The sequence below is a fragment of the Marinobacter sp. 1_MG-2023 genome, from assembly GCF_030549045.1.
GTDB lineage: Bacteria > Pseudomonadota > Gammaproteobacteria > Pseudomonadales > Oleiphilaceae > Marinobacter.
In genome coordinates this window covers 184534-205201 of the sequence record NZ_JAUOST010000004.1, presented here as the reverse complement: position 1 = coordinate 205201, position 20668 = coordinate 184534, and the positions used below count along the sequence as shown (strand labels likewise).

The window sequence follows — 20668 nt, the reverse complement described above, 5'->3', positions numbered from 1 at the left end:
ATTGGCTATGCGCACCGGTCTGGCTGTTCTGTTTGTCTTGATGGCGGTCCCGGCTTGTAGCGAATCATCTGAACACCTTAAGCCAAGGCAACAGGCTCTTTTCGGGCAGGCCGAGGTTGCCCGTTCCCGCGGAGATTCTGAGGAAGCGGGTAAGATTCTTGCCGATATGGCTGCAGGGTACTGGTCTGCAGTTGGTTACCTTAATCTTTCATCTGACTACGCACGCAATGACCTGAACCCTTCCCGCGCTTTGGTTGCGTTACGAGTAGCGCTGGCCATGGCAGATAAGGATGCCGACACTCAGCGTAAAACCGATCTCCAGGCCCGTATTTTGCTGCGTGCTGGCTATCTTTCGTACAGCAATTCCGAGTATGAGAAGGCCATTGGTTTTCTTGAAAGAATACCGCTGAATAGCCACAAAACTCCCCAGGCGCTCTACTTTCATGGCCTGGCGCTGGCAGAACAAGGTCACCATCGCGCCGCCATGCAGAGCTGGCACCGAGCGAAGAAGTACCCACTCGCCTATCCCGGAGTTGCGGAAGCCTGGTTAGGAATGGGGCGTGGTTATGACCTGGCGGGGTATCTTGGGCAAGCTGGCGAGGCCTACCTGTCAGCAAATGCTGCCTATGAAAGTGAGCGCGTTACCCTACGAAAACTGGCACGCCAGATTGAAGATCAGGGTGCTTATAAGGCGCTGGTTCTAGATGCGCAAGGCTCTTTTTTCGATGAGTCTGGCTTTGGCAGCCCGAAAGTAGAATGGTTTCTGGCAGACAGTCGAACGCTTGCTCAGCCTCGTATGGCCTACCTGCTCGGCTTTATGGAGCAGCCCGCTTCGCAAGAAGCTGTAAGCCGGGTCGCGAATCTCGAACAGATGGAGGTTCAGCTCCAGGCTAATGTCCAGGACCTCGATGTTTTTATCGCTTCCATCACTGGCCAGCTTGAGTCATCAGATTCCCCAAACGAGACAGTAAAACAGGAAGCCTTTAATCGTGCTCATTCACGCTTACAGACCCGCCTGAATGTTCTGTTGGAGCGTTTGGGCAGCCGTGAGTTGAGCGCCGATCAGCATCAGCAGCTGAGGATAGCCAAGATGACGCTTTCGGATTCCGGGCGCCAGGTTGCCAAATTCCAGGACCGGTTTGCCAACCGTTCTCGGGATCTGAAAGCCTTGCTTGTCGAGGCCCGGCAGCTACGCGAAAGCTCACTGTCTCACCTGGAGTCTGTGAGTGCTTTGCGTGGGCCAGCAGAAGTTTTGCTTGATGAGTTGGCGCTGGGGTTTGTTAAAAAACAGGACAAAAAGATGATGGTTGCTCTGGACAAAGCAGAGCAGCAGATCGCCCATCTCTATGAGTATCTGGCCCTGAAGGAACTGGAGTCCGGGGAGCAGGGCAGATGAGGCTCCCAGGCTTTAAAGGCGAAAATTTGAGGAACCTGCGCGTTGCTGCACTGCCACTGTGTTTGTTTTTCAGTTTCGCCCATGGGCAGGAGTCTTTTCGCGTAGAACTAGGCAAGGACGGCGAAACCATTGCGGACATGCGCCCCGTATTTTTGAAGTTCGAGTCCAGACCGCTTCCTGCAATATCCCCTGCCGAGGTAGCCAGACGTTACCAGCGATTGTTCAATACGACTGGTGAGCCTTCAGTGCGTGTAGATGCATTGAACCGGCTGACTAATATTCGCGATCGCTCCGGTGAAGATATTGGGTTCAGCCCCGCGGAAGAAGCAGACGTTTACCGACAGGCGATTGAAAGCTATAAGTCCATTCTTGAGCGAGGCGTGTTTGGCGGGCGCCTTGATGAACTCCTCTACCAGATGGCAAAAGCCCACGCGTTAACAGGGCAGCACCAGGCCTCGGTAAAACGTCTGCAACAACTCGTGGGGCTGTATCCGGATTCGCCTTTGGTTCCGGAAGCCTGGTTCCGGATTGCCGAATCGGCATTTGCGGCTGGAGATTACGCGGAAGCCGAGGCCGGGTATCGGAAACTTGTTGATGGGAACGGCGATCCCGGTGAACTCGAAAACAAAGCGCGTTACATGCTCGGGTGGGCACTTTTCAAGCAGGGACCGCAGGCGTGGGAGCGGGCAGGGCGCACATTTGAGGAGGTGTTGGATGAATCCCTGCCAAACGCTGAAAGCCTTGCTCAGCTACCTGAATCGAGCGTAGACACCGTAGATGACACGCTACGGATTCTGGCGCTGATGGCCAGCCGCCTGGGCGGCGCAGAAACATTGATGGACTGGCTTCAGCCCGGAACCCCAAGCGTTTGGGCACCACTGGTATTCGATCGCCTTGCCGATTTCTATGCAGTACAAGGTGACGCCGAGGCCAGTGTCGCGACCAACCGGGCATTTGCAGAGTACTTCCCTGAGCATCCGCAGCGGGCCGGTTTTATGGCGCAGGTTGTCGACGTATGGAACCGGGCCGGTCAGTCTGAAATGGCCCGGCGAGCTATGGCTGACTACATTTCCCTGTTTGATGATCAAGGGGATTACGCTGGCCTTGAGGCTGGATACCGAGAAAAGTGGCGTGAGTTCAGCCGTTATCTCGCAGATTATTACTACGCACAAGGTGTGCCTCAGGCGGAAGATGGTGCAGCACAGTATTCGGTTGCAGCAGCCTATTACGAAGGGCTGGCCAGCCGCAGCAAAGCACCGGGTGAGCTTTTTCGTCTTGCGGGTGATGCTCGGCTACAGGCAGCGGATTATCTCGCTGCGCTCGCAAACTATCGCGCTGCCGCTTACGAGTTAACAGACTACGAATATGCTGCAGATGCCGGCTGGGCTGCAGTCGCTTTGGTTCGGGCAGGCACAAGGGATGAATCGGTTTCGGCAGGGTATGCGCCCGACCTTGCAGACCTTGCCGCTGAATTAGATCGGTACGCAGAACAATACGGTAGCGATGGGCGGGTTCCGGGTTTGTTGGCAGAGCTCGCAACTCACTGGCTGGAATCCGGGGAATATGAGCAGGCATTACGTTATGGCACTCAGGCTGTTGTTCACCAAAAGGCCGCACCTGATTCCCGATTCGCCGGCTGGCTGGTTACTGCCCAGGTGCGTCAGCATATGGCTGAGTACGGGCTTGCAGAGAGGGCCTGGCGCGAGGCAATAACCCTGGCCTCCAGGGAGTTCGCAACCGATGCTCTGAAACAGGGAATACCGAATCTGCAAGAGCAGCTCGCTACCGCGATCTACCGGCAGGGCGAACAGGCTGCCGACGCTGGCGAAGTTTCGATTGCCGTAGCGCATTTTCAGAGGGTTGAGACAGTGCTGCCGGGCTCGGAAACGGCTATCAAGGGGCGTTTTGATGCGGCAAACACGCTGCTCAGGGCCTCGCAGTGGCAGTTGGCGATTAATGAGCTCAACCGCTTCCGTAATGATTATCCGCAACACGCACTTGGCCCGGAAATAAGCGAAAAACTGGTTCTTGCTTACACCTCATCGGATCAACAGGAGCGGGCAGCCGGCGAGTTAATGTCTATGGCTGACGACCTCGGCCAACAGCCGCGATTGGAGGGTGATGTATGGGGTTATCGGTTACGGGCAGCTGAACTTTTCCATACAGCCGGAGAAGATGAACAACGCAATGCGGTTTACGAAGGTTATCTTGCCACCGGCCCGGTCGCACTGGAAGCGAATGAACATATCCGCTTGCAGACGATGCGCTACAGACTCATAGAAACGGGAAGCTCTCCCTCGCAATGGCGCGCTGATATGGTGTCCGCAGAGCTGAAAAGCAGCTGGCATTCGGAAGTTACGCTTAAGTGGGCGGCGGATGGCGCACTGAAACTGGGGGCAGAAGCCGCCGAAGAATTTGCCGGTATTGAGCTTAGCAATCCACTTGAGCAATCACTTGATCGCAAGCAGGCGGCCATGGCCAGGGCGCAGGCCAGTTTCCGCAATGCAGAGTCTCTTGGTGGATCACCAGTATTGTCGGAGTCACTGTTCCGCCGCGCCGAGCTTCACCGAATTATGGCCAGAGATTTGATGGCATCCAGCGCTCCGGAAGAATTGAATGAGCTGGAACAGATGCAGTACAGGATGTTGCTTGAGGAGGAAGCCTACCCATTTGAAGAGCGAGCAATTGCGTTGCATTCGCAAAACCATCGGCGCATCACAGCCAACGGGTTTAATTCCTGGATCGGAAAAAGTCTGGGCATGCTGGCAGAGTTGCACCCTGGTCGCTATAGCCGGTCTTTTCGCTGGATGACCGTTACGACAGAGGGCAAAGACGATGCCTGAACAGATTTCTTTCCGCTTGTTTGTGTTCAGGATTTGGATGTTGTGTGGCGCATTGGTTGCCGTTTTTATGTTGGCAGGCTGTGCCACGCAGTCTATGAAAGCTTCTGAGGCCATTTCACCGGAGCCGAATGATGTTGCAAGCCTGAATAATCAGGCGCTTATGTTTATGCAGCAGCATCGTTACGGTGAGGCCGCCATGCTGCTGGAGACCGGTCTTGAGAGCGCTCCAGACGTTGCCGACCTGCACTACAATCTTGCGGTGATTTCCGAGCTTTATCTGCTTGATCTCGACCGGGCACTCATACACTACCAGCGTTACCAGTCACTCTCCGCCAATGAAGACAAAAAGGTAACGGGCTGGATTACTGATCTAAAAAGAAGGCTGGAGTGATGATGGAAGCGGCGTTCTGGATTTATAACCGGGCCATTTTGAATGTCTTGTCCGGGCTACTCACTCTGATATTTGTAACGGCTCCGGCTCTTTGCGCAGCTTCGGATAAATCGGAATACCCGGGTATCGAGAGTATTAAGAATATTAAGAGCATTAAGAGTATCGAGGGTATATCCGCCAGCATGGGAGAAGATGAGCCCCGCGTGCTGAATATCTTGCCTTGGCGAGCACCCACACTACCACGCCGGCCGCGAGCGGAACTGGAAAACACCGCTCCGGAACTGGTGCAGCCTCTTGATCCGTTGGTGCTTGAACACCATCGTGAGTTTCGCCAGAACCTGGGTGTTACAAATCCAGCCGTCCGGCCAGGTGAATGGCAATGACGGCGATGAATACGATGCCTGTAAGTAGCGATTTTGGCGCCCTTGAGCATTTCGGGCGAACCTCTTTGTCATCGTTATCCTGGAGTAGGGAAGAGGGGGAGCGCTTGCGGCTGGTGCTCATCACAGCTTTGGCGCTTCTACTATTCGTTCCACTTGCCATGATGATTCCTGTACTCGATGTTCCGGAGCTTGAGCGGACAACAACTGAAACCTTGCCGCCTCAGCTCGCAAGGCTTGTGGTGAAGAGCGAAGCCCTTGAAGAACCAGCCCCTGAATTTGTTGAGACACTGGCTTTGCCTGAGCCAAAACCTGCCAAAACTGAAGCCATGGAGGCTGAGCCCGTAAAGCCTCAACCGGAACCAAAGCCCAAACCCAAGCCGATCACTCAGCTGTCAAAGGAAGTTCAGCCTGTGCCGGTGAAACAATCACCAAAGCCAACTGCCCAGCGTGTTGAATTGGCTCGTGAAAAAGCATCTCGTTCTGGCCTTCTGGCCATGAAAGACCGCCTGGCATCCATGCGCGAAACTGCGCCAGAAAAAGCCCCCGCCATACAGGCCAATGTGAATAGTCAGTCTGACACTGTCCGTACCGCTAATGCAGGAGTTCAAGGTTCTGCCGATGCTCTGCAGGGGAGTGGTGGTGTACAGGATGTCCAGGCAATACGCTTAGATGCAGAAGTTGCCGGCCACGAAGTAAGAAAAGTCGAAGCTGCTCGTCAATCGGAACCAGTTGTGGCCAGTACGCCAGCGCCTGATAAGACTCCGTCGATGGGTGAGCGGGCAATGAGTAACATTCGGCAGGTGTTTGATTCCGGCAAAACAGTACTCTATTCCCTATACCAGAGAGAGCTCAGGCAGGATCCGACCCTGGCAGGTAAGGTTCTACTGGAGCTCGTCATAGAACCCGACGGTTCGGTGTCTGCGTGCACGGTGGTAAGTTCGGAGCTTGAGAACCCGAAGCTGGAGCAGAAAATTGCCATGCGTGTGCGACTTTTCAACTTTGGCGCCGACAAGGTTGAAGCCCGGAAGGTAAGGTTTCCAATCGACTTTTTGCCGGGCTGAAATAGAGATTTTTGCGTTCAGTCACGACCTTCAATTGTGATTTTCGGAAGTGTCGGCTTGTAAAGGGAAACCTTCTCTGTTGGCGCAATAACCCTGGCTTCTCCGGTAACAACCTTTTGGTTGTTCTGGTTTGTCACGTCACACTTTAAAACAACCCGGTTTTTGGGGGCTTTGCGCAGCACTGTAAGGCCAACGGTCAGCGTGTCGCCGAGCTTTGCGGGGCGTTTGAACGACAGGCTTTGCTCCAGATAAACCGTACCCGGGCCTGGCATAACCGTCGCAAGTGCAGCAGAGACCAGGGCACCGCTCCACATACCATGGGCTACCCGTTCCTTGAACATAGAATGGGCGGCATATTCAGGGTCCAGGTGTACTGGATTAACATCCCCTGAAACAGCGGCAAACAGAACGAGATCATCTTCCGAAAGTGTCCGGGTAAACGTAGCGGTGTCACCCTCGTTTAGCTCGTCATAGGTAATGTTTTCAAGAGTATCAAGGGTGTCGCTCATCAAGTGCTCCGTGCTTAAGGTTGGCAGGGGGTAGTCCTTCTTGTTATGCGTCGAAACTACCTCATCGGTAACAAAACTGCTATTCTCTCCCGACTTTTTGAGGCTGATACTTATGTCGAGTTGATTTTTTGATCGCACGGCATTGGTAAATCATTATAAAGAAAAGCGCCAGACAGGAGATAGCGATGGATTTTGAGAAGTTCTATCAGGACAAATACCCTGCCAGTGTCCCACGCGAAGTCGATCTGAAAAAATACAACAGCATGGTGGATGTGTTTGATCAGGCGGTAAAGAAATACGGTGACCGCCCGGCTTTCAGTGCTGTCGGTGCAACTCTGACTTACCGCGAACTGGATACTCAAACCCGGAACTTCGCTGCCTGGCTGCAAAACAAAACCGATCTGAAACCTGGTGACCGTATCGCGGTCCAAATGCCCAACCTGACCCAGTATCCGGTTGTGGTGTTTGGTGCCATGCGTGCTGGCCTTATTGTGGTCAATACCAACCCGCTATATACCACGCGCGAGATGGAGCACCAGTTTAACGACTCCGGTGCCAAGGCACTGGTGGTGCTTGCCAACATGGCTGAAAACGCCGAGAAGGTTCTGCCCCATACCAGCATTGAGCATGTGATCGTTACTGAAATTGCCGACATGCATTCGCCTATCAAGCGCACGCTGATGAATGCCGTCGTCAAGCATGTTAAAAAGATGGTGCCACCGTTCAATATTCCGCAGGCCCATAAACTTCCGGCCGTACTCAGTGCAGGTGCCCGTGAGAAGTTTACTCCAGTTGAGTGTAAGCAGGACGACATTGCTGTGCTGCAGTATACGGGCGGAACAACGGGTGTCGCCAAAGGTGCGATGCTCACACACGGTAACCTGGTTGCAAACCTGCTGCAGGTTCGTCCGATGATGGAAGACACCATCATTGAAGGGCAGGAAACGGTGATTGCCCCTCTGCCTCTTTATCACATTTATTCGTTCACCCTGAACTGCGGCATCATGCTCGAAGCCGGCGGCCATAACGTGCTGATTCCTAACCCGCGGGATATTCCAGGTTTTGTCAAAGAGCTCAAAAACCACAAGTTCACAGCATTCCTTGGCCTGAACACCTTGTTTGTTGCCCTGTGCAACAACGAAGAGTTTCAGGATCTGGATTTCAGCCACCTCAAGCTTACGTCTTCAGGCGGTATGGCGCTGACCAGCGATACAGCGAAGATGTGGGAGCGGGTAACTGGCTGTCCCATCTCGGAAGGCTACGGCATGACCGAAACGTCTCCGGTGGTTACCTTCAATCCCCGCAGTGCCATACAGTTGGGCACCATTGGCTTGCCGGTTCCATCGACCCAGGTCAAAACTATTGATGATGATGGCAATGAGACTGCGCTGGGGACACCGGGCGAGCTGTGCGTGAAAGGTCCGCAGGTAATGCGTGGCTACTGGCAGCGCCCCGAGGACACGCAGAAATCCTTCACTGAAGATGGTTATATCCAGACCGGGGATGTGGCGTTGATTCAGGAAGACGGGTATATCCGAATTGTTGACCGTAAGAAGGACATGATTATCGTGTCCGGGTTTAACGTTTACCCGAACGAGATCGAAGATGTCGTGACCAGCCATCCGAAGGTGGTCGAGTGCGCAGCTGTTGGCGTCCCGGATGCCAAAAGCGGGGAAGCAGTGAAGGTCTACCTCGTTCCGACAGCCGAAGGTGTCACTGAGAACGAGTTGAAAGAGTTCTGCCGTGAGCGCCTCACAGCCTACAAAGTACCGCGCTTCTTCGAGTTCCGCGATGATCTGCCCAAGACTAACGTAGGCAAGATTTTGCGCCGCGAATTGCGTGATGAACCGGGGAACAAGTAATTACGGTGACTTTGCACTCTGATATCCGGGCTGCCCTGCACAAACCAATAAGTTTTCCGGCAGGGCTGCCGGTATCTGATCGCGTAGACGACATCCGGGAGGCGATTGAGAACCACCAGGTTGTCATCGTTGCTGGTGAAACTGGCTCCGGAAAAACCACTCAGATACCCAAAATCTGCATGAACATGGGCCGCGGGATTCGCGGCCTCATTGGTCATACCCAGCCGCGGCGCATTGCGGCTCGTAGCGTTGCATCCCGTATTGCTGATGAGCTTGGCGAGCAGACCGGTCAGCAGATCGGCTATCAGGTTCGTTTTGCTGACAATACTTCGAACCAGACCCGGGTCAAGGTAATGACCGACGGGATTCTGTTGGCGGAAGTCCAGCACGACCGCTATCTAAAACGCTACGACACACTGATTATTGATGAAGCCCACGAGCGCAGCCTGAACATCGACTTTCTGCTGGGCTACCTGAAACAGCTTCTACCCAAACGTCCTGATCTCAAAGTCATCATCACTTCTGCCACCATTGAAGTAGACCGTTTCAGCGAGTTCTTCAACAAAGCGCCTGTGCTTGAGGTGAGTGGGCGCACCTTCCCGGTAGAGGTTCGTTACCGGCCGCTCACTGGTGATGAAGACGATCGCGACCAGGGCTGGAATGATGGGGTTCTCGCAGCCCTTGATGAGATCGAACAGCACGAGCGCAGCGACAAGCTACCGCCGGGCGATGTATTGATATTTCTGCCGGGCGAACGTGAGATTCGCAACCTCAGTAAAGTATTGCGCCACGCAGAACTCCGGCACACGGAAGTCCTTCCTTTATATTCCCGGTTGAGCAACCAGGAGCAGAACCGGGTATTCCAGAACCATCGTGGCCGCCGGATCGTGCTTTCCACCAACGTTGCCGAAACGTCGCTCACGGTGCCGGGTATTCGTTACGTGATTGATACCGGTGTTGCGCGAATCAGCCGCTACAGCGTTCGCTCCAAAATACAGCGTCTGCCCGTTGAGCCGGTATCGCAAGCCAGCGCCAATCAGCGCTCGGGCCGTTGTGGCCGGGTTGCGCCAGGGATCTGTTTTCGTTTGTACGACGAAGCGGATTTTCTCAACCGCCCCGAATACACCGATCCGGAAATACTACGTACCAATCTGGCCTCCGTTATTTTGCAGATGGCCACGTCCGGCCTCGGTGAGATTCGTAATTTTCCGTTTCTTGAGGCGCCAGACAAGCGCCTGATCAACGATGGCTACAAGCTGCTTGAAGAACTGAGTGCTGTCGACGGTTCCCGGCGAGTTACGAAGCTCGGGCGCACCATGGCGAAGCTTCCACTGGATCCGCGCCTGGCCCGAATGCTGGTAACTTCCGCAGACCAGGGCAGCCTGGCAGAAACGCTGATTGTTATCGCGGGCCTGAGTGTTCAGGATCCGAGAGAACGCCCGCAGGATAAGCAGCAGGCTGCGGACCAGGCTCATGCGCCGTTCAATGATAAAGATTCCGACTTTATCACTCTGTTGAATATCTGGAATTTTTACGAGGAACAGCGCCAGGAGATTTCCCAGAATCAGCTCAAAAAGGTGTGCCAGAAGAGTTTTCTCAGCTGGATGCGTATGCGGGAGTGGCGCGACATTCATCGACAACTCACCCTGATTTGTCGTGATCAGAAATTGTCATTTAATAAAGACGCTGCTACCTACGACAAAATTCACAAGGCTATTCTGGCGGGGCTGCTGGGGCAGGTGGCGACCAAGGTCGAGAAAAAGGAATACCTGGCCACCCGTAATCGCAAGGTGTTGATTTTTCCCGGCTCGAAAGTGTCCAAAACCGGACCGAAATGGATTGTCGCCACAGAAATTGTCGAGACCAGTCGGGTGTTTGCTCGTATGGTGGCCGCGATTCAGCCCGAGTGGATAGAACCCTTGGCCGGGCATGTGGTGAAGCATCACTATTTCGAGCCTCACTGGGAGCAGAAGAGAGCACAGGTGATGGGTTTCGAAAAGATCACCCTTTATGGCCTGGATGTGGTGCCAAAACGCCGCATAGCGTTCAGCAAAATAGACCCCGTAGAGTGCCGCAATCTGTTTATCCGCCATGCACTGGTAGAGGGTGATTATCGCTCGAAAGCCCCGTTTATAAGCCGCAATCGCGAAATGCTGGCCAGTGTAGAGGATCTGGAAAAGAAAACCCGCCGCCGGGACCTTTTGGTGGACGACGAGGTGCTGGTTGGTTTTTACGATGAGCGCCTGCCTGCGGGGATCGTAAGCGGTCGTCATTTCGAAAGCTGGTGGAAAAGCCTCACGGCTGAACAGCTTCGCAATCTGGAATTGACCGAAGAGGATGTCCTGCAAAGGCCTGTTGACGCCTTGGCGGGTGACTTATATCCGGATTTTCTGGAGTGGGAGGGTGTCCGTTATCCCCTGAGTTACGAGTTTGAGCCAACCAGTGAGCGTGATGGGGTTACGCTCCAGGTGCCATTGATGGCACTGCGGCAAATTCCTTCCCGGCGCCTTGAATGGTTGGTGCCGGGGCTGCTTCGAGAGAAGTGTATTGCGTTGGTTAAAGGGCTTCCGAAGTCCCTGCGCCGAAACTTTGTGCCGGTTCCGGATTTTGTGGACGCTGCTATTGCCAACCTTCAGCCGTCGAACGAGCCTCTGGCTTTCCAGCTGGGCGATCAGCTGCGGCGGATGACTGGAGTGCGTATTGAGCCCGAAGCCTGGCCTCGGGATGAGCTGCCTCGTCACCTGAGAATGAACCTGAGAGTACTTGGGGATGGCGGAAAAGTGATCGCCGAAAGTCGTGAAACGGGTGAATTGCAGAGTCAGCTTGAGGGGCGTGCTGAAGAGGCTCTTGCGTCGGCAACAAGCGATACCCGGAATCAGGAGCCTGCGGGCGAGTACGAGGCTTGGGAGTTTGGCGAGCTGCCAGCTCAGGTGCAGACCGAAAAAGGCGGAATGCAGATCACGGTTTATCCTGCGCTTGAAGATTTGGGCAAAAAGGTTCGTGAGATTCGCTGCCTGGATCGCCTCACTGCAGAAGATACAACTCGCAAAGGGGTAGCGCGCCTCATACTTAACCGGTTTGGTAACACTCTGGATGACCTGGAGAGGAAACTGCCTCTCTTTAAACAGTCCGCCCTGATGTTTGCAACCGTCGGGCAGGCAAAGGTGCTTCTGGATGACTTGCTTGTTTCCACTGCAATGGAACACTTTTTACAAGGCAATGTCCCCAATAGTCGGGAGGCTTTTGATGCTCTGTTTGATCAGAACAGAGGCGATTTTATTCCTGCTTTGGAACAGGCGGACGAACGCCTTCACCGGGCGATGACCGGTTATCAGAAAGTCGCAAAACGACTGAAAGGCAAGATTAATCTGGCGCTTGCAAACAGCATGGCTGACTTGAAGTTTCAGATGCAAAACCTTGTTTATCCTGGGTTTCTGGTGGAAACACCCCCGCAATGGCTGGCGGAGTTTGGGCGTTATTTTGAAGCAGCGCTGGTCCGGCTTGAAAAGATGCCCAGGGAGATGGGGCGTGAACGGGAATTTTTGCATACCAGTGAATCGCTGTGGAGTCGTTACGCAAGCAAGCGCGACGAGCAGCGAAAACAGGGTGTTCGTGATCCCGAACTCGTTACCTACCGCTGGATGCTTGAGGAATACCGCGTTTCGTTTTTTGCTCAGCAGCTTGGAACGGTCATGACAGTATCGGTAAAGCGGCTGGACAAACAGTGGGAACTGACCCGGGTATGATCGGTCAAGCCCGCCTTTTGTAGTGGCTTCTGCGGGGCGGGCAAATCCCCGGGACTGTGTTAGTATTTCCGAAAGTACGATATTCCTGTCCTTCTGTTTCCATCTTCATGACGTGGGGTTAGCGTGATTAAAGCCGTCATTAGCGGAACCGGCCTGTATACACCGCCGGCAACCATTGATAACGATGAGCTGGTTGAAGCATTCAACCAGTTTGTCGAGATGTACAACTCTGAACATGCCCAAGAGATTGAGAGTGGTGAGGTTGAGGCACTTCAGCCTTCGTCCTCGGCGTTTATAGAAAAAGCTTCAGGTATCAAGCGCCGGCATGTTATCGACAAGTCGGGTATCGTCGATCCCAAGCGGATGGCGCCCTACATTCCTGAACGTGGTAATGACGAGCCTTCGGTTCAGTGTGATATGGCGGTTGTGGCCTGTAACGAAGCACTGGCTCAGGCAGGAAAGAAAGCCAGCGATGTGGACGCGGTTATCGTAGCCTGCTCCAACTTACAACGTGCCTATCCTGCGGTTTCTATCGAAGTTCAGTCAGCTCTGGGTATAGATGGCTTCGCCTACGATATGAATGTAGCCTGCAGCTCAGCGACATTTGGCCTGCAAGCAGCTGTTAACTCCGTGGAGAATGGCTCGGCGCGAGCTGTTCTTGTTGTCAGCCCTGAAATCTGCTCCGGCCATTTGAATTTCTGTGATCGCGACAGCCATTTTATTTTTGGCGATGCCTGTACAGCCATCCTGGTTGAGCGTGAGGAAAATGCCCCGGCAGGGCAGGGGTTTGAGATTCTTGGCACTCGATTGAAAACGACCTTTTCCAACAATATCCGGAATAATTTCGGCTTCTTGAACCGGGCTGATGAAGCCGGTGTGGGCAAACCGGATAAACTGTTTATTCAGCAGGGTCGTAAAGTATTCAAGGAAGTTTCACCTCTGGTTGCTGAAACTATCCAGAATCATCTTGAAAGTTTGTCGCTGGCACCTGAAGATCTGCGCAGAATGTGGTTGCATCAGGCAAACCTGAACATGAATCAGCTTATCGCCCGTCGGGTGCTTGGCCGCGACGCGGCAGAGGATGAGGCTCCGGTGATTCTTGATGAATATGCGAATACCAGCTCGGCAGGTTCAATCATTGCATTCCACAAACACAAAGATGATCTGAAAACCGGCGATACGGGTGTGATCTGCTCCTTCGGTGCCGGTTATTCCATTGGCAGTGTTGTCGTGCGCCGTCGCTGACTGTTATGCAGCGGCGCGTTAGCGCTGCTGCAAAGCAAAATCAACAACCCAAGAGTTGACCATGACAAATTTTTCACCCCGAGGCTGGTTGTTGGCCACGCCGCTGGTGGCCGTGTTGGCTATTGGAATGTCTGCACAGCCCGTCATGGCTCAGAGTTCGCAAGAGCCGGCCCGCGATGGCTCGGCTGTTCAGGTAAGCGCTGACGACCCTTATGAAAGTTGGAACCGCAAGGTTTACACTTTTAACGATACCATTGACCGCTGGGCTCTTAAGCCGGTAGCCACGGCCTACCGCACGTTTATGCCCGAGTTTGCTGACCGCGCCATAACAAACTTCTTCAATAACCTTTCAGAAGTCCGCAATTTCACCAATAGTGTGCTGCAACTGAAGGGTGAGTCTGCAGTTGTTGCCGCCGGCCGGTTTACCTATAACACAGTGTTCGGTCTTGGTGGGTTGATTGATGTGGCGACTGCATTTGACCTGCCGGAAAGGCCTGAGGATTTCGGGCAGACTCTGGGACACTGGGGTGCTGGCTCTGGCCCTTATCTGATGCTGCCCTTTCTCGGCCCTTCCAGCCCACGTCATCTAAGCGGGTTCGGTGTAGACGGTTTTGTGCTCCCCTCATTGTGGGACAACGTTGATAGCCCGGATAACTATTATGCGCGGGGCCTTCAGGTTGTGGATAAGCGGGCAGACCTGATTCCGGCTGAAGGTTTTATTTCCGGCGATACCTATATTTTTGTCCGTAACGCTTTCCTGCAACGCAGAGAGTTTCTGATAAACGACGGTAAGGTGACTCGGGACCCGTTCGCCAGCGATGACGATGAAGAGCTGATGCTTGACGATTTCTGATCCTGACGGGCAGTTGAAGGAGAGACACGGTGCTGCAAGATCCAAGGGTTCAAAAGTTCCGCAAGATGCTGGATGAAGCACCGAACTATGAGGTTTGGAAAGCCGCAGCGCTTGAGCTGGATTTTCGTGAAGGCAATGCCGAGTGGAAAGAGGATTTTGCCTCAGAGTTCTATAACTATGAATTGCTCTATGATCGCCTGAGTAATATCAAACAATATCGCCAGCAGAATGATTTTGATCGCCTGAAGCGGGCCCTGCGTGAAGGGCTGCATCACGACCTCGGTAATATGGGTAACCCGGCTCTGTATACTCACTCCAGAGTTGGTACCAAACACCTGATTGAAGAGTACATTGCCCAGGTGTGCGAAGCCCTGGACTTCCTGTGTGATAACCCGGTTCCGGGCTTTCCGGTTACCGATAAGCTGCAGTTTTTTCGGGATACCCTGACCAGCTATGGGCGGCCGACACTTTTGTTAAGCGGTGGTGCCAGCCTCGGCATGTTCCATTTTGGTGTGATCAAGGCGCTTTGGGAAAAGGGCCTGCTTCCACAGGTTGTGACAGGCTCAAGCATTGGTGCAATTATCGCCGGAATGCTCGGTGTGCACACAGATGCCGAAATCCCTGAAATGCTGGTCCCTGAAAACCATAACCTTAAAGCCTGGAAATGGCGCGGGCTGGTAAGCGCTATGCGAGGGGGCGGTTTGATGGATCAGGATCAGCTGCGTACCTGCCTGAGAACCAACATAGGCGAGTATACGTTTGAAGAGGCCTATCTGCGCACCGGCCGTTCGATCAATATGAGTGTTTCGCCGGTTCAGGCGCATCAGAAGGCGCGGTTGCTTTCCGGTTATACATCGCCATACCTGATGGTGTGGAGCGCAGCGCTTGCCAGTGCCGCGGTGCCAGGTATTTTTCCGCCGGTTACTTTGATGAAAAAGGACATTCACGGGCAAGCGCTGCCGTATATGCCCAGGCTCAAATTTGTGGATGGCTCGGTCGTCAGTGATCTGCCCATTGACCGCTTAATGCACCTCTACGATGTGAACTTCACCATCGTTAGTCAGACCAACCCGCACGTGGTGCCTTTTTTAAACGCCCGTGGTCAGGATGAAAAGCTCTCCCTGACCAGCTTGCCCTGGCACCTGATGAAATCCGAGTTGCAGTTTCATGGGCAGGGAGTTTTTGACTATCTTCGGAAACGGGCCAAGCCTGAGTTACTTCGGCAGATCTCTGGCCAGATGTACACCATCATGGCTCAACGCTATTCCGGAGACGTAACCATAGCGCCCACATACAGCTTCAAGCATTACCGGCGCATGCTTGCCGATCCCAAGCCTGAATTTGTGCGTGAAATGATATTGGCCGGAGAGCGCGCAACCTGGCCAAAAATCTCAATGATTCGCTCCCATGCGCGTATCTCAAAAACCCTGGAGCGCTGTGTGCGGCGCTTGAAACAACAGAACCGGCGTAGCGCTGCGGACCTTCGACTGATAAACAGTGTGGATTCCGCGCCATCCTGAGATGACAGGCCTGCGAAGCGGGCGGTATGATACGCTGCTGAATAGCCCGGCTTGGCAACTGCCCGATCAGCCCGGTGCCTGAGCATTTTACTGGACGCCCATGTATTACGATTTCTTCGGCTTCAAAGAACCGCCGTTCTCTATTGCGCCTGATCCCCGTTACCTTTATCTGAGCGAACGTCACAAAGAGGCGCTTGCGCACCTTATGTACGGTGTTCAGGGCCAGGGCGGCTTTATTGTCATTACCGGAGAAGTTGGTACCGGTAAAACAACAGTGAGCCGGTGTTTTATTGAAAATGCGCCAGCCCATGTTGATATTGCCCTGATTCTCAACCCCCGGCTTTCTGCGCGGGAATTGCTTGCTGCAATTTGTGACGAGCTTGAGATTACCAACCCGGCGGGGGCCAGCATCAAACAGCTGGTGGACCTGATCAATCGAGACCTGCTCACGGCCCATGCTGCCGGCCGGCACAAGGTTCTGATGATTGATGAGGCGCAAAATCTGTCTGCCGATGTGCTCGAGCAACTGCGCCTGCTGACCAATCTTGAAACCGCCGAGAAAAAACTGCTGCAGATCGTGTTGTTGGGTCAACCAGAGTTGCAGCAGATGCTGGCCCTCCCAGAGCTTCGACAGCTGAACCAGCGTGTAACGGCCCGCTACCACCTGGATGCGATCAGTCCCAACGAGCTCCCCGCCTACCTTAGCTACCGACTTGGAGTGGCGGGTATGCGGGGCGACGTGTTTTCTCCCTCCGCCGTCCGTAAGCTCTACCGCCTGAGTAATGGTATACCTCGCCTGATCAATCTGATCAGTGACCGTGCGCTTCTGGGTGCTTATGCCGAAGGTGAACATGAACTGACACCGGCACATATCCGGCAGGCAGCAAAGGAAGTCGGTGGCAGCAATCTCGGGCCAAAGCCGGGTCGGGCCGGAGGTAAACAGGGTTTTTCCGGTTATCTCATGCTTGCCGCATCGCTGGTTCTGGCGATCATCAGCACCTTCTGGCTCTATCAACAATGGTTCGGGCCAGAAGCGGTAGCTGAATCGGACGAGTTAGTCGTGGAGCAAGGCGGGACGGTTCAGCGCGAAAGCGAGCCCGAAAGCCAGGTTGTCGGTAACAATGGGGACCAGCCTGGGGAAGAACAAGCGGCAGGTGTGGCGCTGCCTTTCACTGAAGCCGAACGCCTTGCGAACGCTGCCCCGAGCGAGCTCTCTTTCGAATTCCCGGAGCAAGCCCAGAACCTGGCGGAAGCTTTTACAGGGCTGTTTGAGCTCTGGGGCATCGACTACAGTCCTCAGGCGTTTCCGGTCGCCTGCGATTTCGCTCGCGAATCCGGCCTCGGCTGCCTTGAACGACAGGGTAGCCAGCGAAGCCTGATGTTTCTGGATAGGCCGGCCATATTGTTGCTTCAGGATGATGCAGGTAATCGTGGATACGTTGTGTTGCAACACCTCAATGGCCGGCTTGCCGACATTACCCTGCCCACAGGGCCGGTTCAGGTGCCTTTCTCAAGCCTGGAGCCGTACTGGTTTGGGGAATATCGGGTGCTATGGCAGCTTCCTGATCATATGAAAAGTTCTCCGGTCGACGGTGAGGGTGCAAGCGAAGAGCTCTGGATTGGTGGGCGCATGATGGAGCTCGCAGACGCTCATAGTAAGTCCCTTGCCGACAACGCAAGAATCAAACGCTTGTCGGGGAATGAGCAGGTGCGCTGGTATCAGTCGTTAAAGGGCCTGACAGTCGACGGTATTGCAGGTGCAATGACGATCATTCAGATCAATAACGATCTTAATGCAGATGTTCCGAGGTTGTCAGCTACCCGATCCGGGGGGGAAGAATAGAGTATGTCCTATATTCTTGATGCCCTCAGAAAATCAGAAACGGAACGCCGTCAGGGCAAGGTGCCGGATCTAGGGCAACAGGTACAGCTGATTCACCGCCCCAAAAAGCGGCGGATCTCTCCGGTGGTCTGGGTGGCGCTGGCGTTACTCGTAAATGCTGCCGTGCTGGCAGTTGTTTTCTGGCCGGAACGCACAAACCATTTGCCAGTCGAGCCGGAGGCGCCAATAGCTAAGGCTGAACCCGCACTGGAGCAACCGTTGAAACCGGAATCTACAGAGCCGAAAATCTCTGGCGGTGCGCCTGTTCGCCCAATCCCGGAAGATATTCCGGAGGCGCAGACGGACATTGTATCCCGGCCAGAACCTGAGCCCGAGATGGAGCAGATAGCAGAACCCGCCCGGGAGCGGCCAACGATTATTACTCCTTCAATTCGTTCGGAGCGGCAGGTGCCGGCATCAAGCGGAGAGGATTCACGCACAGGTATTCGTGAAAGAGTGCCGCACCTTGTAGAGTTACCGCTTTCATTCCAGAAGAGTATTCCTGACCTGATGTTTAACAGCCATATCTATTCTTCCGATCCCTATGCCAGTCGGGTGATGATCAACGGAAACTACCTTCGACAGGGAGAGTCTTTTTCCGGCATTACCGTAGAGAAAGTAACTGAGGATGGTGTCGTGCTGAGCAAACAGGGCAGAAGCTTCCGTGTAGGCATAGTTCGTGACTGGGTGAGCCCGCGCTGATGGCTTTGAGCGACGACATCAAGAGCGAGATTCAGCAGGGTTACCGGGATGTATTGGCGGGCAAGGGTATTCGCGCCCGCTATGGTCAGCGCCTGATGATCGCTGAAATCGCCCGCTATATGGGTGATATCACCGAAAATGATGGCCAGCGTACCTCTCCGCCTGCAGCATGTGTTGTTGAAGCCGGCACGGGCACAGGTAAGACGCTGGCCTACCTGATTGCCGCGATTCCTGTTGCGAGAGCTCTGGGCAAAACCCTGGTGATCTCGACCGCTACTGTGGCATTGCAGGATCAGATTGTTCTGAAAGACCTGCCGGATCTGAAAAAACACAGCAAGATGAACTTCACCTGGACGCTTGCCAAAGGTCGCGGGCGATATCTATGCATGTCGCGCCTGGAATCGCGGCTGCACGATGAAGGTAATGGCGACAGCGACACCATGCCATTATTCCTTCTGGATAACCCCGGAACCGAAGAGCCGGGTACCCGGGCATTCTTTGAAGAAATGCTGGCAAGCTATGGTTCCCGAAAGTGGGATGGTGATCGGGATCACTGGCCTGAGCAGATACCCGACGATGTCTGGCGCCAGGTCACAACCGATCACCGACAGTGCACGAACCGCCACTGCAGCTACTTCGACAGCTGTGCTTTTTTTGATGCCCGTAAAGATCTGGATGAAGTGGATATTGTGGTGGCCAATCACGATCTTGTGCTTGCCGACCTGGCCTTGGGCGGTGGTGCCATATTGCCGGAGCCCGAGAACGCACTGTTCATTTTTGATGAAGGCCATCACTTGCCGGACAAAGCACTGAACCATTTTGCGGCGTCTGTGCCTCTAAATTCCACGCGCCAATGGCTCAAGCAGTTATCCCAGGCATTGGCCAAAATGCAGCCTTATCTTGCGCCTGCTACCCAGGCAGCCAAGAGTATTGATCGTATCAGTACCGCTTCTCGCGATGTGGATCTTGTTCTGGCACGGGTCTATGAGGAAGCCGAACAGAACACCGGCTGGGAGTTTAACGAAGAGCGCCGTTCAGCGCAGTGGCGTTACCCGGAAGGAGAGTTACCAGAAGTGCTGGCAGACCTGGCAGCGGAAACCCGGATTGCCACAGCCAATCTGGTAAGGCATCTGGGCGTCCTGGCGGATGAACTGCAAGGGGCTTTTGATGAGCGTAAACAGCACGAGATTGATCGCGATACCGCTGAAGCCTGGTATCCGGTTATCGGTGCTTTTCACAGCCGGTCTGAAGACCAGTTGCGCCTCTGGACGGCGTGGACAGAGCAGGTTGGTGGCAGCAAAGCGCCGGATGAAGGTGAGCAGGGTGCTGCTGACGAGTCGGGCACCGGCGAACAAAAGGCCAGAGGCCGGATAAACCGAAGCCCACCTCCGGCTCGCTGGAGTGTTCGACAGCGCTGGGATCATGCTGAAGATATTACGCTGTTCAGCTCGCCGGTACTGGCAGATAACCTGCTTTACTCAAGGCTTTGGTCACGCGCCTACGGCGCCGTGCTTACCAGTGCGACCCTGACAGCACTTGGTCGTTTTGACCGGCTACAGGCGAGAGCCGGATTACCGGAAGCGAGCCGCTTGCTGGTTGTGCCCAGCTCCTTCCGGTACGGAGAGATGGCGACCGTTGAAGTGCCAGCCATGGCTTGTATGCCCACTGATGACGGGTTTTCGGATGAGCTGATAAAGCGCCTTCCGGAGGTCTGGGCTGGTGAGACGGCCACGCTTGTATTGTTTACCTCTCGCCGTCAGATGCATCAGGTGCGGGATGCGCTGGCGCCTGACCACCCGGAGCTGATCGTTACTCAGGATGACATGTCCCGGGGTGAGGTTCTGCGTCAGCACAGGAACCGGATTGATGAGGGTAGGCCGAGTGTGTTGTTCGGGGTGGCCAGCTTCGCCGAAGGTATCGATTTGCCCGGTAAGTATTTGCACCACGTAGTGATTACGCGGCTACCTTTCTCGGTGCCAGATGATCCTATCGAAGCTGGTCTGGCTGAGTGGATTAGTCAACGTGGAGGCAATCCGTTTATGGAAATCACAGTGCCGGACGCCTCCATCAAGCTCGTACAGGCGGTTGGCCGGTTGCTGCGTACAGAGGAGGACACCGGCCGGGTTACGATCCTTGATCGTCGCATTGTCGCCAGGCGCTATGGACAACTATTGTTGGATTCTTTGCCACCGTTTCGCCGGATTATCGAGCGTTAGAAAAAAAAGAGCCAGCCCGAGGGCTGGCTTGATTCGAAGGGGTCCTGGAAGAACCCATG

14 protein-coding genes are annotated in these 20668 nt (G+C 54.3%); 13 read left to right on the top strand and 1 reads right to left on the bottom strand.

The window, feature by feature from the left end; all coding sequences use genetic code 11:
* Nucleotides 1–7 precede the first annotated feature (7 nt).
* The 5 genes from Q4606_RS12300 to Q4606_RS12280 are packed head-to-tail and all read left to right on the top strand — an operon-like array spanning nt 8 to nt 6074.
* Entirely contained in the window at nt 8–1396 is a 1389-nt protein-coding gene (locus Q4606_RS12300; RefSeq protein WP_303607692.1) for a lipopolysaccharide assembly protein LapB, read from the top strand.
* A complete protein-coding gene (gene bamD / locus Q4606_RS12295) occupies nt 1393–4239 on the top strand; it encodes an outer membrane protein assembly factor BamD (RefSeq protein ID WP_303607691.1) in 2847 nt (948 codons plus the stop codon). The genes Q4606_RS12300 and bamD overlap by 4 nt, the downstream gene beginning before the upstream one ends.
* The gene (locus Q4606_RS12290; protein WP_303607690.1) at nt 4232–4630 is read left to right on the top strand and encodes a hypothetical protein; all 399 of its coding nucleotides are present in this window, start codon (nt 4232–4234) and stop codon (nt 4628–4630) included. Before bamD ends, Q4606_RS12290 begins: the two co-directional genes overlap by 8 nt.
* A gap of 2 nt (nt 4631–4632) precedes the next feature.
* Complete coding sequence (locus Q4606_RS12285; protein ID WP_303607689.1) at nt 4633–5013, top strand: hypothetical protein; 381 nt, start codon at nt 4633–4635, stop codon at nt 5011–5013.
* Nucleotides 5010–6074: an AgmX/PglI C-terminal domain-containing protein gene (locus Q4606_RS12280; protein ID WP_303607688.1), complete on the top strand. Its 1065-nt coding sequence runs from the start codon at nt 5010–5012 to the stop codon at nt 6072–6074. Before Q4606_RS12285 ends, Q4606_RS12280 begins: the two co-directional genes overlap by 4 nt.
* A gap of 17 nt (nt 6075–6091) precedes the next feature.
* Here Q4606_RS12280 and Q4606_RS12275 read toward each other — a convergent pair whose 3' ends face one another.
* Nucleotides 6092–6583 (bottom strand): MaoC/PaaZ C-terminal domain-containing protein, encoded by a 492-nt coding sequence (locus tag Q4606_RS12275; RefSeq protein ID WP_303607687.1) that lies wholly within the window; start codon nt 6581–6583, stop codon nt 6092–6094.
* A gap of 185 nt (nt 6584–6768) precedes the next feature.
* Between Q4606_RS12275 and Q4606_RS12270 the strand changes: the two genes are divergently transcribed.
* The 8 genes from Q4606_RS12270 to dinG all read left to right on the top strand — a co-directional run bounded on the left by Q4606_RS12270 (nt 6769) and on the right by dinG (nt 20609).
* Nucleotides 6769–8445, top strand: a complete 1677-nt coding sequence (locus Q4606_RS12270; protein ID WP_303596074.1) for an AMP-binding protein — start codon at nt 6769–6771, stop codon at nt 8443–8445.
* A gap of 5 nt (nt 8446–8450) precedes the next feature.
* Nucleotides 8451–12191: an ATP-dependent RNA helicase HrpA gene (hrpA, locus tag Q4606_RS12265; RefSeq protein WP_303607686.1), complete on the top strand. Its 3741-nt coding sequence runs from the start codon at nt 8451–8453 to the stop codon at nt 12189–12191.
* A gap of 123 nt (nt 12192–12314) precedes the next feature.
* A complete protein-coding gene (locus Q4606_RS12260; RefSeq protein WP_303596072.1) occupies nt 12315–13436 on the top strand; it encodes a beta-ketoacyl-ACP synthase III in 1122 nt (373 codons plus the stop codon).
* A gap of 145 nt (nt 13437–13581) precedes the next feature.
* A complete protein-coding gene (locus tag Q4606_RS12255; RefSeq protein ID WP_303596203.1) occupies nt 13582–14289 on the top strand; it encodes a VacJ family lipoprotein in 708 nt (235 codons plus the stop codon).
* Between the two features lie 29 nt (nt 14290–14318).
* Nucleotides 14319–15809, top strand: coding sequence for a DUF3336 domain-containing protein (locus Q4606_RS12250; protein WP_303607685.1), 1491 nt, complete (start codon nt 14319–14321; stop codon nt 15807–15809).
* Nucleotides 15810–15909: 100 nt separating this feature from the next.
* Nucleotides 15910–17652: an ExeA family protein gene (locus tag Q4606_RS12245; RefSeq protein ID WP_303607684.1), complete on the top strand. Its 1743-nt coding sequence runs from the start codon at nt 15910–15912 to the stop codon at nt 17650–17652.
* Nucleotides 17653–17655: 3 nt separating this feature from the next.
* Nucleotides 17656–18393, top strand: coding sequence for a general secretion pathway protein GspB (locus Q4606_RS12240; RefSeq protein ID WP_303607683.1), 738 nt, complete (start codon nt 17656–17658; stop codon nt 18391–18393).
* Nucleotides 18393–20609 carry an ATP-dependent DNA helicase DinG gene (dinG, locus tag Q4606_RS12235; RefSeq protein ID WP_303607682.1) on the top strand — a complete coding sequence of 739 codons (2217 nt, stop codon included), beginning with the start codon at nt 18393–18395 and terminating at the stop codon, nt 20607–20609. Before Q4606_RS12240 ends, dinG begins: the two co-directional genes overlap by 1 nt.
* Nucleotides 20610–20668 lie beyond the last annotated feature (59 nt).

Bases quoted from the DNA above. Each gene is read 5' to 3' on its own strand.
- Q4606_RS12300 (WP_303607692.1), top strand. From the start codon at position 8: ATGCGCACCGGTCTGGCTGTTCTGTTTGTCTTGATGGCGGTCCCGGCT.
- bamD (WP_303607691.1), top strand. From the start codon at position 1,393: ATGAGGCTCCCAGGCTTTAAAGGCGAAAATTTGAGGAACCTGCGCGTT.
- Q4606_RS12290 (WP_303607690.1), top strand. From the start codon at position 4,232: ATGCCTGAACAGATTTCTTTCCGCTTGTTTGTGTTCAGGATTTGGATG.
- Q4606_RS12285 (WP_303607689.1), top strand. From the start codon at position 4,633: ATGGAAGCGGCGTTCTGGATTTATAACCGGGCCATTTTGAATGTCTTG.
- Q4606_RS12280 (WP_303607688.1), top strand. From the start codon at position 5,010: ATGACGGCGATGAATACGATGCCTGTAAGTAGCGATTTTGGCGCCCTT.
- Q4606_RS12275 (WP_303607687.1), bottom strand. From the start codon at position 6,583: ATGAGCGACACCCTTGATACTCTTGAAAACATTACCTATGACGAGCTA.
- Q4606_RS12270 (WP_303596074.1), top strand. From the start codon at position 6,769: ATGGATTTTGAGAAGTTCTATCAGGACAAATACCCTGCCAGTGTCCCA.
- Q4606_RS12255 (WP_303596203.1), top strand. From the start codon at position 13,582: ATGGCTCAGAGTTCGCAAGAGCCGGCCCGCGATGGCTCGGCTGTTCAG.
- Q4606_RS12245 (WP_303607684.1), top strand. From the start codon at position 15,910: ATGTATTACGATTTCTTCGGCTTCAAAGAACCGCCGTTCTCTATTGCG.
- Q4606_RS12240 (WP_303607683.1), top strand. From the start codon at position 17,656: ATGTCCTATATTCTTGATGCCCTCAGAAAATCAGAAACGGAACGCCGT.
- dinG (WP_303607682.1), top strand. From the start codon at position 18,393: ATGGCTTTGAGCGACGACATCAAGAGCGAGATTCAGCAGGGTTACCGG.